Source organism: Nocardiopsis sp. EMB25 (assembly GCF_026797795.1).
GTDB lineage: Bacteria > Actinomycetota > Actinomycetes > Streptosporangiales > Streptosporangiaceae > Nocardiopsis > Nocardiopsis lucentensis.
This window is the reverse complement of record NZ_JAMTDN010000001.1, coordinates 3,091,265-3,103,690: the sequence shown is the minus strand read 5'-3', so window position 1 is coordinate 3,103,690 and position 12,426 is coordinate 3,091,265. Positions and strand designations below refer to the sequence as shown.

The window sequence follows — 12,426 nt, the reverse complement described above, 5'->3', positions numbered from 1 at the left end:
GTGGACACATCACGCCCCATTCCGTCGAACACGCGATTCCGCAAGTCCAGTTACTCCCAGAGTGAGGCCGCGTGCGTGGAGGTCGCCGACTGGCCGTCCGGGACCGCCGTCCGGGACACTAAGCATCGCGACCTGGGCGCACTCGTCTTCGGGGCGGGGGAGTGGCAGGCCTTCCTCGACGCCGCCAAGTAGCGGGGCCGAGGGGCGGTCGGCACCGCCCCTCGGCTCTTGGCGGTTCGTGCCTTCCAGCCGCACGAACAGCGATTGCACACCCTCAGGTGGGGAAGCTGTCCGCGCAGCCCGGCATGGAGCGGATCGTCCGCGGTCAGCAGGGTGTCCAGGGCGGCGGCGACGTCCCGGGGAATGCTCTCGTCCATGCCGTCAGTTCCCCGGCGGGGTGATGTTGACGTTGCCGCCCGCCGGGACCGGGAACAGGTCGATGTCGCCGTTCTTCATCGCCTCGTACAGGATGTAGCCCTCGGGGCCGAGCACCTCGACCAGCGCCTCGATCGCCTCCAGTTCGGTCGCGACGCGCTCGTTCTCGGACTCCTGGGCGCGGGTCTGCTCGACCGCCTCCTGGGCGGCGGTGAGCGCGTCGCGCACCTCCTCGGGTGGGGTCGGCTGCTGGAGGGTCAGCTGCGGGTCACCCGGTTCCTCCTCCTCGCCGAGCACGAACGTCGGCGAGATGAAGAACGCCCCGCCGCCCTGCTCGGCGATGTAGTCGGCGGTCAGTTCGCCCACCCGGCGCTCCCACTCGGACTTGGCGTCGGGGTCGGTGTAGAGCTCGCGCCATGTGTACTCCTTGGTGGCGTCGTCGATCGCCCGGTTGAGCGGCTGCCCGATGTAGTCGCGCAGCATCTCGTTCCACCCCGCGTCCTCGTGCGCCTCGTACTTGAGGCCGATCTGTTCGTGGAACAGCCGGAGCGTCTCACAGTCCGGGTTGAGGGCGAAGGTCACCAGGCCGGTGACCTGGAGTTCCAGGTCGTCGGAGGAGACGGCCGTGGAGGTGGCCATCTCGGCGCTCTCGGCACCGGAGAAGGTGAACGTGCGCTGGCCGCCCGGGTAGACGAACATCCGGTCGCCGGGGCCGTAGTACTCGCGGTTGCCGGGGTCCACGCACTGGTCGAACTCGGTGGACGAGAAGGCTCCGGCGTTGTACTCCAGCGCCACCTCGTCGGGGTTCACGGAGGTCGAACAGGCGGTCAGGCCGAGGGCTGCCGCGCTGATCGCGGCGGTCACGGTCGCGGCGACGGTACGGGGGCGTTTCACTGGCTGGTGCTCCTTGGGGGATGCGATCGGTGATGGTCCGGGGTTCGCCGGATCCGCGCCGGTCCCACGCCTGGTGCGGCTGTGACCGGTGGGGACCGGGGCGACCGCGGCGACCACGTGAGTCGCCACATGAACTGGGAGGGAACGGAGCCGCCGGTGGTTCCCCGATTCTCGGGATCGTGCCGATCCGGTGCCCGCCCCCGATCGCGCCGGGTGATGACGGCCGCGCCGCTACAAGGCCCACCAGCAGTACAGACGTCTGTTCTCCCGGTCGGCGCGGCGTGCCAGACCCGCCAGCAGACGAAGCGCCGCGAGCAGGTCGTCGGCCGAGGTCGGACCGTCGCGGAGCTCCTCCGAATCCGCCCACGACATGGCCGCCTCGGCCAGCCGCTCGTCGGAGGCGGAGGCCAGCGCCCGCCGGAGACTGTCGGACACGCTCACGACGAAGGCGCTCCCGTGCCCCGGGTCCGACAGCAGCTCCCCGGAGCGCGGGCGGGCGGACGCCTCGTCGTGGTCGCGGCCCGTCACGATCGCCTCCAGCCGTGCCATGACGACCACCGGGTCGATCCCCTTGAGCGGCAGCACGTCGAACACCGCCGGGTCCGGGCCGCCGGGTTCGTCGAGCACGCCGACGGCCTCCTCGTCACCGGTCGCGGAGAAGTAGTCGCACATCACCATGGGTGGATTCTGCCCGGCTGTGGGGACAGCCCCGGGGAACGGCCGACCCCACCCGCGTCATCCGAGGTCGGTGATCTTGCCCTCCAGGACGCCCCGCTCCCGCTCGTTGCCGCACAGCCGCACCGCTCGTTCCAGCTCGGCGCGGGCCTCCTCGGTCCGCCCCATCCGGGTGAGCAGCTCCCCGCGCACGGTCGGCAGCAGGTGGGTCTTCGCCAGGGCCCCGGCCTCCGCCAGTCCGTCCACGATCGGCAGCGCCGCGGCCGGTCCCCGGGCCATGGACACCGCCACCGCCCGGTTGAGGTCGACCACCGGCGACGGCGCGATCCTCCCCAGCGCCTCGTAGACGAGCACGATCCGCTCCCAGTCGGTCTCCCCGACCGAGGAGGCGACCGCGTGGCACTCGGCGATCGCCGCCTGCAACCCGTACGCGCCCAGGCCCCGACCGCAGCCCTCCGCGCGCGCCAGGGCGGCGCGCCCCCGGCCGATCGCTGACCGGTCCCACCGGCGCCGGTCCTGGTCCTCCAGCAGTACCGGCCGACCGTCCGCGTCCGTGCGGGCCGGGAAGCGCGCCGCCGTCAGCTCCAGCAGCGCGAGCAGACCGTGCGCCTCCGGCTCGTCCGGGACCAGCCGGGACAGCACCCTGGCCAGGCGCAGGGCCTCGGACGCCAGGTCGAACCGGATCAGCTCGTCGCCGGAGCTCGCCGAGGACCCCTCGGTGAAGATCACGTAGACCACGTTGAGCACCGAGTTCAACCGCCCGGCGCGCTCCTGGGCCGACGGCGGACCGAACGGCACCCGCGCCGCCCCGAGGGTCTTCTTCGCCCGGGTGATCCGGGCCTGCACCGTCGCGGTCGGGATCAGGAACGCCCGAGCGATCTCGTCACTGGTCAGACCACCCACCACCCGCAGCGTGAGCGCCACGCGCGCCTCCCGCGACAGCACCGGGTGGCAGGCGGTGAACATCAGCGCGAGCACGTCGTCGTCGATCCGGTCCGGGTCCCACAGCACGTCCCGGTCCTCCCCGGCCGCTTCGGCGGGCACCGTGCCCGAGGCGATGCCGCCCTCGTCCAGATCCCGGGCGAGGGCGGCGTAGCGCTCGTCGCGGGCGGCGCGCCGACGGAACGCGTCGATCGCGCGCCGCCGCCCGACGGTCAGCAACCACCCCGCGGGGTTGCGGGGCACTCCCTCGCGCGGCCAGGTCACCAGGGCCTCGGCCAGCGCCTCCTGGGCCAGGTCCTCGGCCAGCGCGAAGTCCCCGGTGTAGCGCGTCAGAGCGCCGACGATCCGTGCGGACTCGATCCGCCAGACGGCGGCGACGGCCTCGCGTCCCGTGGGGTCACCCATGTCCCGTCCGTCCGCTCAGAGCTGGCCCGTGGCCTCGCGCCACGCCCGCTCCTTCTTGATCCACTCGTTGTCCTGCGGGAACTCGTCGATCGTGGTGACCCGGCGGATCTCGGTCTTGAAACCGGGACCGGCGATCGGGATCCGCTTGGCCCACTCCACGGCCTCCTCCTTGGAGGCCACGTTGAGGAGGTAGAACCCGCCGAACAGCTCCTTGGTCTCCCCGTACGGGCCGTCGGTGACCACCGGGGGCTCCGAGGAGGTGTCGACGACCACGCCCTCGGAGGGGTCGGCGAGGCCCTCCGCGGCGAGCAGGACACCGGCGCGGATCAGTTCGTCGTTGAACCTGCCGACCGTCTCCAGCATCGTGTCGAAGTCGACGTCCCCCATGTTCTCCATGGCCTCGTCCGTCGCGCGCATGATCAGCATGTACTTCATGGCTCTGTACTCCCTGGGATGTCCGGGCTCCTGCGTGGAACCCTCTCATCCGTAGGTCGAACCGGGGCAACGCGGATCGACACGGCCGCCGAACTTTTTCCGCGAGTCTCCGTGACGTCCGAAGACCTTTCCCGGCGGGGGCGGCACTGCTACGTTCGCGGCGGGGCCGCGCGCCCCGGCCAGAGCTGCCGGAACCGGAGGCGGGGAGAACGTGTCAGCACGACCGGAGGGTGTCGTCAAGGCCGCGGACGGCGTCTACTTCGTCGGTGGAGCCCACGTCAACTGGGTGATCCTCGAGGAGGGCGACGACCTCACGCTCATCGACGCGGGCTATCCAGGCGACGCCGACGCCGTGGAGGGGTCGATCCGCCATATCGGCCACCGTCCCGAGGACGTGCGCGGCGTCCTCGTCACGCACGCCCACGTCGACCACATCGGCTCTCTGCCCCGCTTCACCGCGAGGTACGGCACCCCCGTGTACGCGGACGCCCGCGAGGTGCCGCACGCCGCCCGTGAGTACCTCGAGCAGGTCACCCCCGCCACGATCCTGTCCCACCTGTGGCGTCCCGGCGTGGCCTCGTGGACCCTGCACGTCCTGAGGTCGGGCGGCACCAGCAGGGAGCCCGTGCGCGCACTCCCCTTCCCGGGCGAGGGGCCGCTGGACCTGCCGGGGCGCCCGGTGCCGGTGCCGACCTACGGTCACACCTCCGGACACAACTGCTACCACCTGCCGTCGGCGGGCGCGGTGGTCACCGGGGACACCCTGTGCACCGGCCACGCGATCTCCCGCCTCACCGGGCCCCAGCCGCTCCCGTCGCTCTTCCACCACGACCGCGACCGGATGCTGGCCGCGCTCGACACGGTCGCCGGGCTGGACGCCGATCTCCTGCTGCCCGGGCACGGGCCGCTCACGCGCGTGCCCATGGCCGAGGCGGTCGCCGCGGCCCGGGTCAACGCCTCACGGACCTGGTGAGAGGGGGGCGGCGGTCGCGGTCCAGGACGGAGCGCGTGACGGCGCCGAGCACGCCGCCGGCCTCGCTGATCCGGAGGATCGCGGATTCGGCACCGGCCGCCCGGAGCGTCCCCAGGCAGTCGGCTGGGCCGGTCCGCGGGTACGGGTGACCCGGCCGGAGCGGTCCGGGACCCGCCGCGCGCGTGTACACCGACGCCGAACGTGAGCGGCGGTGGATCGGGTCAGCCGTTGAGGCTGTAGGGCTCGTAGCCGAACCAGCCGAACTCCGCGGACGGCTCGGGCACCCAGGCGTAGGTGGTGACCGCGAGCAGCAGGAACAGCGCGCCGACGAGCACCGTCGCCGCCGCCACCCAGCGTGCCGAGGCCCGCGTGTGCGCCCCGCTCCGGAACAGGGAGACCGCCCCGGAGAGGACGGCCAGGGCGCTGAGCCCGCCAGCCACCGTGATCTCGGAACCGCTGCTGGCGGGCGCCGAGACCGCGCCGCCGAGCACGAACCAGGCGAAGAACTCGAAGAGCCGCGAGTTGATGATGACGGGGGCCAGCAGGAGCAGTCCGACCACGGCGAAGGTCTCGGCGGAGAAGACACCGCCCAGGGTGGAGGCCGGCGGCAGGGGCGTGCCCATGAGGAAGTCCTCGCTCGCGTCCCCGCCCTTGGCGCCCTCGGCCGACGCGGTCCCGTCTCCGGCGTCCTTCGCCGTGGCCCCGGCTCCGCGTCCGTCCCCGGCGGTGTCTCCGGTCGGCTCGTCGGCCGTCTCCGCGTTCGCCTCGGCGGCCTCGGCGGGCGTGTCCCCGGCGGCGTCCGTGCTGGGTCTGTTGTCGTCGTGGGAGGTACTCACCGCGCCAAACTACCCCGCGCGTCTCCCCTCGCGCGGACTCACTAACCCACACTCCGTGGCCACTTCCGGCCATGTGGTGAGCATCGGGACGTTCGAGAGAAAAACAATCACATGCGCTTGTTTTTTCGTGTGTCCGGTGTCACTCTCGATCCATGACTGCGACACCAGCGCCCCCGCTGCGCGTCGGGAACGCCTCCGGTTTCTACGGCGACCGCTTCTCCGCGGTCCGCGACATGCTCACCGGCGGCCCCCTGGACGTCCTCACCGGGGACTACCTGGCCGAGCTGACCATGGCGATCCTGGGCCGCGACCAGCTCGCCGACCCGGGCCGCGGTTACGCCAGGACCTTCCTGAGCCAGATGCGCGAGTGCCTGTCCCTGGTCATGGAGCGCCGGATCCGGGTGGTCACCAACGCGGGCGGCCTCAACCCGCGCGGCCTCGCCGACCGGCTCACCGAACTGGCCGACCAGTGCGATCTGGACCCCCGCATCGCCGTCGTCACCGGCGACGACCTCCTCCACCGCGCGGAGGAGCTCAACCTCGGCACCCCCCTGACCGCCAACGCCTACCTGGGCGCCTTCGGCATCGCCGCCTGCCTGGACGCGGGCGCCGACATCGTGGTCACCGGCCGCGTCACCGACGCCTCCCTCGCCGTGGGCCCCGCGATCTCCCACCACGGCTGGACCCGCGACGACCTCGACGCCCTGGCCGGGGCGACCGTGGCCGGACACGTCATCGAGTGCGGCGCCCAGGCCACCGGGGGCAACTACGCCTTCGCCGCCGACCTCGTGCGCGAGGGCCGCGACCTCGACCGCCCCGGCTTCCCCCTCGTCGAGATCCACGCCGACGGCGGCGCGGTCGTCACCAAGCACCCCGGCTCCGGCGGCGCCGTCACCACCGGGACCGTCACCGCCCAGCTCGTCTACGAGGTCGCCGGACCCCGCTACCCCGGGCCCGACGTCACCGCGCGGCTGGACACCGTCCGACTCGACCAGGAGGGCCCCGACCGGGTTCGGATCAGCGGCGTGCGCGGGGAGGCGCCGCCCCCCGAGCTCAAGGTGGGCCTGACCAGCCTCACCGGTTTCCGGGGCGAGGTCGAGTTCCTCATCACCGGTCTGGACGCCGAGGACAAGGCCCGCCACGCCGAACGCCAGATGCGCGCCGCCCTCGACAGGCGCAAGCCCGGTGACCTGCACTTCGAGTTCACGCCAGCGCGCGACCCCCACGCAGCCGACCAGGACTCCGCCACCGCCCGTCTGCGCGTCGTGGCCCGAGACCACGACCCCGCCACGGTCGGCCGGTCCTTCGGCGCCACCGCCGTCGAACTGGCCCTGGCCAGCTACGCGGGGTTCCACCTGGCCGCGCCGCCGCGCGACGCCCGCCCCGACGGGGTCGCCATCACCCAGGCGCTCGTCCCCGCCGCCGAGGTGGAGCACACCGTCATCCTCCCCGACGGCGACGGCGCGCCGATCCCGCCGCCCGCCCGCACCCGCGAACTCCTCGACCTCCCCGACCCCCCGCTGCCCGAACCCCTGCCCCCGCACGCCGCACGGACCGCCCCCCTCGGCCTGGTCCTGGGCGCCCGCAGCGGAGACAAGGGAGCCGACGCCAACGTGGGCGTCTGGGCCCGAACCGACCTGGGGTGGCGCTGGCTCGCCCACGAGCTCACCGTCGACCGCCTGCGCGAACTCCTCCCCGAGACCGCCGACCTCAAGGTCACCCGCCACGTGTTGCCCAACCTGCGCGCCGTGAACTTCTGGATCGAGGACCTGCTCGCCCCCGGCACCCCACGCCGCGAGGGACCGGACCCCCAGGCCAAGGGGCTGGGGGAGTGGCTGCGGGCCCGACGGACACCGATCCCCCGACCGCTGCTGGAGGAGGTGGGCGCGCTGTGAGCACACCCTCCCGTCCCGCCCCGCCACACCCGACGCGCACCTTCGGCTCGGTCCTTCCCACCCGCCTGAACGCGGCCTCGCCCGCCTTCGCCGAGGCCCGCGAGGCCATGCTGACCGCCCTCGCCGAGATCGACGCCGAACACGCCAAGGCCGTGGCCGGGGGCGGTGAGCGCTACGTCCAGCGGCACCGGTCCCGGGGCGGGCTGCTCGCCCGCGAACGGATCGAACTCCTCCTTGACGAGGGCAGCCCCTTCCTCGAACTCTCCCCACTGGCCGCGTGGGGCAGCGACTTCCACGTCGGCGCCAGCGTCGTCACCGGGGTCGGGGTCGTCTCCGGCACGGAGTGCGTCATCGTGGCCAACGACCCCACCGTGCGCGGCGGCTCCAGCAACCCGTGGACGCTGCGCAAGTCGGCCCGCGCGGCGCAGATCGCCGAGCACAACCGCATGCCGCTGATCAACCTCGTGGAGTCCGGTGGCGCCGACCTGCCCACCCAGAAGGAGATCTTCGTTCCCGGCGGGCGTACCTTCCGTGATCTGACCCGCCTGTCCGCCGCCGGGGTGCCCACGATCGCGCTCGTCTTCGGCAACTCCACCGCCGGGGGCGCCTACATCCCGGGCATGTGCGACCACGTCGTCATGGTCCGCGACCGCTCGAAGGTCTTCCTCGGCGGCCCACCGCTGGTCAAGGCGGCCACCGGGGAGGAGAGCGACGACGAGTCGCTGGGCGGCGCGCGCATGCACGCCGAGGTCTCCGGGCTCGCCGACCACCTTGCCGAGGACGAACGCGACGCCCTGCGCATCGGCCGCAGCCTCGTCGCCCGCCTCAACCGGACCAAGGCCGGCCCGGTCCCGGGCGGTCCCGCCGCCGAACCCCTCTACCCGGCCGAGGAGCTGCTGGGCGTCATGCCGCCCGACCTCAAGGTCCCCGTCGACCCGCGCGAGGTCATCGCCCGGATCGTCGACGGCTCGGTGTTCGACGAGTTCAAACCCGCCTACGGCGCCGGTCTGGTCACCGGGTGGGCCACCCTGCACGGCTACCCGGTCGGGATCCTGGCCAACGACGACGGCGTCCTGTTCAGCGCCGAGGCGCAAAAGGCCGCCCAGTTCATCCAGCTCGCCAACCGCGCCGACACCCCTCTGGTCTTCCTGCACAACACCACCGGCTACATGGTCGGCCGCGAGTACGAGCAGGGCGGCATCATCAAGCACGGCTCGATGATGATCAACGCCGTCTCCAACAGCACCGTCCCGCACTTCTCCGTGCTCATCGGCGCCTCCTACGGCGCCGGGCACTACGGGATGTGCGGCCGCGCCTACGACCCCCGGTTCCTGTTCGCCTGGCCCAGCGCCCGGTCGGCCGTCATGGGCCCGCGCCAGCTCGCCGAGGTCCTGTCGATCGTCGCCCGCCAGTCCGCCGCCAGGAAGGGCCAGCCCTACGACGAGGACCAGGACACCGCGATGCGCGAGATGGTCGAACGGCAGATCGAGGCTGAGTCGCTCCCCCTGTTCCTGTCCGGGCGGGTCTACGACGACGGCGTCATCGATCCCCGCGACACCCGCACCGTCCTGGGCCTGTGCCTGTCCTTCGCGCACAACGCCCCCGTTCGCGGCACCGACCGCTTCGGCGTGTTCCGGATGTGACCCCGGACGAGGAGAGGAGACCCGACGTGCCCGACCACGCCCCACCACCGTCCCAGACCGGACCGGCCCCCGCCACGGCGCCCCCGGCCGCCCCCGCCACAGCCCCCGTGACGACCCTCCTGGTCGCCAACCGCGGCGAGATCGCCCGCCGCGTCCTGCGCACCTGCCGCGCCCTGGGGGTCGCCACCGTCGCCGTCCACGCCGACACCCCCGAGGAGGCCGCCGCCGCGCACGTCGCCGAGGCCGACACCGCCGTGCGCCTGCCCGTCCCCGACGGAGCCGGACCGGCCGCCGCCTACCTGGACCCCGGCGCACTGGTCGCCGCGGCCCTGTCCGCCGGCGCCGACGCCGTCCACCCCGGCTACGGGTTCCTGTCCGAGAGCGCCGACCTCGCCCGCGCGGTCGTCGGCGCCGGACTCACCTGGGTCGGCCCGCCCCCCGAGTCGATCGCCGCCATGGGCTCCAAGACCCGCGCCAAGCACATCGCGCGCGAGGCAGGGGTCCCCGTCGCCGCGGCCCTGGACCCCGACGACGTCACCGCCGACCACCTGCCCGTCCTGGTCAAGGCCGCCGCCGGGGGCGGGGGGAGGGGTATGCGCGTCGTTCGCGCCCTCGCCGAGCTGCCCGACGCCGCCGCCTCCGCCCGCGCCGAGGCCGCCGCCGCGTTCGGCGACCCGGCCGTCTTCTGCGAGCCCTACGTCGACCACGGCCGGCACGTCGAGGTGCAGATCCTCGCCGACACCCACGGCGCCGTGTGGGCCCTGGGCGAACGCGACTGCTCCGTCCAGCGCCGTCACCAGAAGGTGATCGAGGAGACCCCCGCCCCCGGGCTCCCCGACACCCTGCGCGACCGCCTGCACGGGGCCGCCCGCGCCATGGCCCGGGCGATCGGCTACGTCGGCGCCGGGACCGCCGAGTTCCTCGTCCCCGTCCACGACGACGGACCCGGTGCCCCCGTCTTCCTGGAGATGAACACCCGGCTCCAGGTCGAGCACCCGGTCACCGAGTGCGTCACCGGGCTCGACCTGGTCGAGTGGCAGATCCGCGTCGCCGAGGGCGAGGCACTGCCCGCCTCCGGCCCGCCCGCCCCGCGCGGCCACGCGATCGAGGCCCGCCTGTACGCCGAGGACCCCCGCCAGGACTGGCGGCCCCGGACCGGTGTGCTGCGCGCCTTCGACGTCCCCGCCGCCACCGCCGCCTTCACCCCGCTCACCGCCCCCGGAGTGCGCCTGGACAGCGGCGTCGAGCCCGGCGACACGGTCAGCGCCGACTTCGACCCCATGCTCGCCAAGGTCATCGCCCTGGGCCGCGACCGCCGCGACGCTCTGCGCCGCCTGTCCGCGGCCCTGGCCACCGCGCGCGTGCACGGTGTGGGCACCAACCGGGACCTGCTCGTCCGCGCCCTGCGCCATCCCGCCCTCACCGACGCCGACCACCCCGACCCCGCCCGGCGGGCCCGTCTCACCACCGGCTACCTCACCGGTGACCGGCTCACCGCACTCGCCCAGCCGCTCGCCGACACCGACACCGGGGACCTCGCCGCCCTGGCCGCGAGCCTGTCGGCGGCCGAGGCCGCCCGAGGCCGCACACCCGTTCCCGCGGGAGTGCCCGCCCACTGGCGCAACATCCCGTCGCGGCCGCACACCCGCGAGTACGTACGCGCCGAAGGCGGCGGGACACCGATCACCGCCTCCCACCGGTCCGTCCGCGGGGCCCACGTCCCCGAACGCCCCGGTGTCCGGGTCCTGTCCGCCTCCCCTGACCTGGTGGTGCTGGAGGTCGACGGTCTGCGCCGCCCCTTCACCGTCCACCGGTACGACGGGGACCCCGACGTCCACGTCGACTCCTCTCGGGGATCGGTCACCCTCATCCCCGTCGACCTCCTGCCCCGACCCGGGACCGTCGTCGACCCGGGCGCCCTGCCCGCCCCCATGCCGGGCACGGTCACCGCCGTGGACGTGGTCGTGGGGGAGAAGGTGCGCGCGGGACAGACCCTGCTGCGCCTGGAAGCCATGAAGATGGAGCACCGCGTCACCGCTCCCGCCGCCGGTGCCGTCCGGGACCTCCCGGTCGCGGCGGGACAGCGGGTGCCCGCCGGGGTGCCCCTCGCCGTACTCGACTACGCCGAACAGGACCACGAAGGGACCGACACGTGACCGGGGCCATGACCTTCGACGAACCGTCCGAACGCCGTGAACTGCGCGCCGCGGTGGCCGCCCTCGCCGAGAAGTACGGATCCGACTACTACAGATCCAGGGCGAGGGAGGGCGCCTACCTGACCGAACTGTGGGAGGAGGCCGGACGCCTCGGCTACCTGGGCGTCAACATCCCGCAGGAGTACGGCGGAGGGGGCGGCGGCATCGGCGACCTCGCCGCCGTCCTGGAGGAGTTCAGCGCCGCCGGGTGCCCCACCCTGATGATGGTGGTCTCCCCGGCCATCTGCGGCACCGTCCTGTCCCGCTTCGGCACCCCCGCCCAGCGCGGGCGCTGGCTGCCCGGGCTGGCCACCGGCGAGGCCATCATGGCCTTCGCCATCACCGAACCCGACGCCGGCTCCAACGCCCACCGCATCACCACCACCGCCCGCCGCGACGGCGACGGCTGGGTGCTCAACGGCCGCAAGACCTTCATCTCCGGAGTGGACGTGGCCGACGCGGTCCTGATCGTCGGCCGGATCGAGGACGAGGCGACGGGGCGCCTGAGCGCGGCGCTGTTCGTCGTGCCCACCGACGCCCCCGGGTTCGAGGCGCGCCCGATCGAGATGGACCTGGTCAGCCCCGACCACCAGTTCCAGCTGTTCATGGACGACGTCCGCCTGCCCGCCGACGCGCTGGTCGGCGATCCCGAGGCGGGGCTGCTCCAGCTGTTCGCCGGGCTCAACCCCGAACGGATCATGGCCGCCTCGCTGGCCACCGGCAGCGCCCTGCACGCCCTGGGCAAGGCGGTCGCCTACGCCAAGGAGCGCACGGTGTGGCGGGACACGCCCATCGGCGCCCACCAGGGTCTGGCACACCCGCTCGCACAGGTCAAGATCGAGACGGAACAGGCCCGGTTGATGACCCAGCACGCCGCGCTCCGCTACGATTCCGGCGACGACGCGGGGGCGGGCGAGGCCGCCAACATGGCCAAGTACGCCGCCGCCGAGGCGTGCGTGCGATCGGTCGACCAGGCGGTCCAGACCCTGGGCGGGAACGGCCTGGCCAGCGAGTACGGTCTGGGCGCGGCCGTCGTCGCCGCGCGCCTGGCCCGGATCGCGCCGGTCAGCCGGGAGATGGTGCTCAACTATGTGGCCCAGCAGTCCCTCGGCCTGCCCAAGTCGTACTGATCGATCGACCGCGCGGACACGCCGCGCC

General features: G+C 73.5%; 11 protein-coding genes. 6 read left to right on the top strand and 5 right to left on the bottom strand.

Features of this window, described 5'->3' with window-relative positions:
* Window positions 1-192: a DUF397 domain-containing protein gene (locus tag KIK06_RS13365; RefSeq protein ID WP_017597996.1), complete on the top strand. Its 192-nt coding sequence runs from the start codon at window positions 1-3 to the stop codon at window positions 190-192.
* Window positions 193-381: 189 nt separating this feature from the next.
* Here KIK06_RS13365 and KIK06_RS13360 read toward each other — a convergent pair whose 3' ends face one another.
* From KIK06_RS13360 to KIK06_RS13345, 4 genes are all read right to left on the bottom strand, one after another.
* Window positions 382-1,269, bottom strand: a complete 888-nt coding sequence (locus KIK06_RS13360) for an SPFH domain-containing protein (RefSeq protein ID WP_017597997.1) — start codon at window positions 1,267-1,269, stop codon at window positions 382-384.
* Window positions 1,270-1,500: 231 nt separating this feature from the next.
* Entirely contained in the window at window positions 1,501-1,947 is a 447-nt protein-coding gene (locus KIK06_RS13355; RefSeq protein WP_017597998.1) for a hypothetical protein, read from the bottom strand.
* A gap of 57 nt (window positions 1,948-2,004) precedes the next feature.
* Window positions 2,005-3,291, bottom strand: a complete 1,287-nt coding sequence (locus KIK06_RS13350; RefSeq protein WP_017597999.1) for an RNA polymerase sigma factor — start codon at window positions 3,289-3,291, stop codon at window positions 2,005-2,007.
* Window positions 3,292-3,306: 15 nt separating this feature from the next.
* Window positions 3,307-3,726 (bottom strand): YciI family protein, encoded by a 420-nt coding sequence (locus tag KIK06_RS13345; protein ID WP_017598000.1) that lies wholly within the window; start codon window positions 3,724-3,726, stop codon window positions 3,307-3,309.
* 211 nt (window positions 3,727-3,937) lie between these two features.
* On the opposite strand from KIK06_RS13345, the gene KIK06_RS13340 reads away from it, so the two are divergent.
* The gene (locus KIK06_RS13340) at window positions 3,938-4,699 is read left to right on the top strand and encodes an MBL fold metallo-hydrolase (RefSeq protein WP_268643366.1); all 762 of its coding nucleotides are present in this window, start codon (window positions 3,938-3,940) and stop codon (window positions 4,697-4,699) included.
* Between the two features lie 221 nt (window positions 4,700-4,920).
* Here the strand turns inward: KIK06_RS13340 and KIK06_RS13335 are convergent, their stop codons facing one another.
* Window positions 4,921-5,535, bottom strand: coding sequence for a hypothetical protein (locus KIK06_RS13335; protein WP_268643365.1), 615 nt, complete (start codon window positions 5,533-5,535; stop codon window positions 4,921-4,923).
* A gap of 152 nt (window positions 5,536-5,687) precedes the next feature.
* Between KIK06_RS13335 and KIK06_RS13330 the strand changes: the two genes are divergently transcribed.
* The 4 genes from KIK06_RS13330 to KIK06_RS13315 all read left to right on the top strand — a co-directional run bounded on the left by KIK06_RS13330 (window position 5,688) and on the right by KIK06_RS13315 (window position 12,398).
* Window positions 5,688-7,430, top strand: a complete 1,743-nt coding sequence (locus tag KIK06_RS13330) for an acyclic terpene utilization AtuA family protein (protein ID WP_268643364.1) — start codon at window positions 5,688-5,690, stop codon at window positions 7,428-7,430.
* Between the two features lie 107 nt (window positions 7,431-7,537).
* The gene (locus tag KIK06_RS13325) at window positions 7,538-9,073 is read left to right on the top strand and encodes an acyl-CoA carboxylase subunit beta (protein ID WP_152486243.1); all 1,536 of its coding nucleotides are present in this window, start codon (window positions 7,538-7,540) and stop codon (window positions 9,071-9,073) included.
* A gap of 107 nt (window positions 9,074-9,180) precedes the next feature.
* Complete coding sequence (locus KIK06_RS13320; protein ID WP_268645975.1) at window positions 9,181-11,229, top strand: ATP-binding protein; 2,049 nt, start codon at window positions 9,181-9,183, stop codon at window positions 11,227-11,229.
* Window positions 11,226-12,398, top strand: coding sequence for an acyl-CoA dehydrogenase family protein (locus KIK06_RS13315; RefSeq protein ID WP_268643363.1), 1,173 nt, complete (start codon window positions 11,226-11,228; stop codon window positions 12,396-12,398). Before KIK06_RS13320 ends, KIK06_RS13315 begins: the two co-directional genes overlap by 4 nt.
* Window positions 12,399-12,426 lie beyond the last annotated feature (28 nt).